General features: G+C 43.9%; 1 protein-coding gene. It reads left to right on the top strand.

What is annotated here, in order from left to right; genetic code table 11:
- The first annotated feature begins 47 nt into the window (after positions 1–47).
- Positions 48–1,198 (top strand): IS3 family transposase gene (locus AB6D07_RS22985; protein ID WP_139137542.1). Its coding sequence is split into 2 segments (ribosomal slippage): positions 48–291 and positions 291–1,198, totalling 1,152 coding nucleotides; the frame shifts between segments, so codons are not numbered across the junction.
- The last annotated feature ends 30 nt before the right edge of the window (positions 1,199–1,228 follow it).

Raw genomic sequence — 1,228 nt, 5'->3', positions numbered from 1 at the left:
GTTTTGGACACTGAGTTAAGTGAGTACAATCACTAATGAGGTGAACCATGACAAGTAAGAAGAAACGTATTATCCATTCTCCTGAATTTAAAGCAGAAACCCTGAAGCTGGCAGAGAAAGTGGGAGTCGCTGCAGCCGCAAGACAGCTCTCGTTACATGAATCTCAGATCTACGGTTGGCGAAAAGCCACAAAGAAGAATTCTAGTATTAGCCAACGAGAACAAGAATTGGCCGTTGAAGTCGCTAAGCTAAAGAGGCAGTTGGCAGAGCAAGCAGAAGAGCTAGAAATCGTAAAAAAGGCCGCCACCTACTTCGCGAAAAATCTAAAGTAAATTGCTATGAATTTATGCTCGAACACCTGCTGAGTTTCAGTATTTCCCGTATGGCTAAGGTGTTCAGAGTTTCTCGAAGTGGGTTTTATTATTGGGTTGAGAACCGCCACAAGGCGATTCAACGTGAGACAGAGCGCCAAAAGTTTGATACCAAGGTAAAAGAAGCCTTTGACGTTAGCAAAGAGCGAGATGGCTCAAGACGTATTCAGAAAGAACTGGCAGAGAGCGGTGATAACCATAATGTTAAGACCATTGCCGCCAGTATGAAACGTCAGGATTTAGTAGCGAAAGCAGCTCGCAAGTTTAAGTGTACAACGGACAGTAAGCATAAAATGCCCGTTGCTCCGAACTTGCTCGCTCAAGATTTTAACGCAACGGCTCCGAATCAAAAATGGGCAGGAGACATCACTTATGTTGCCACAAGCGAAGGCTGGCTGTACTTAGCTGTCATTATTGACCTTTATTCAAGGCAAGTTATTGGTTGGTCTATGGATACGAGAATGACGGCCTCACTGGTCTGTGATGCTTTGTCGATGGCTTTATTCCGTCGAGGGTTCCCTGAGCATGTCATAACTCATAGCGATCGAGGTAGTCAGTACTGTTCGAAAGACTATCGAGACCTCATAAGCACTTATAATTTAAAACAAAGTATGAGTAGAAAAGGGAACTGTTGGGATAACGCATGTGTTGAGAGCTTCTTCCATTCACTGAAAGTTGAAGCAATTCAATATGAGCCAATTATGACGAGAGAGCAGATGCGCCAAACGATCTTCGAGTACATAGAAGTTGATTATAATCGAACGAGAAGGCACAGTGCTCTTGGGTACCTAAGCCCAATGAACTTTGAAAAGCGAAATGTCGCTTAGCTAAGTGTCCAGTCTGACTGGAGCAGATCA

The organism is Vibrio sp. 10N.239.312.C11 (genome assembly GCF_041466065.1).
In the GTDB taxonomy this organism is placed as follows: domain Bacteria; phylum Pseudomonadota; class Gammaproteobacteria; order Enterobacterales; family Vibrionaceae; genus Vibrio; species Vibrio tasmaniensis_A.
This window is presented reverse-complemented; position numbering and strand designations above follow the sequence as displayed.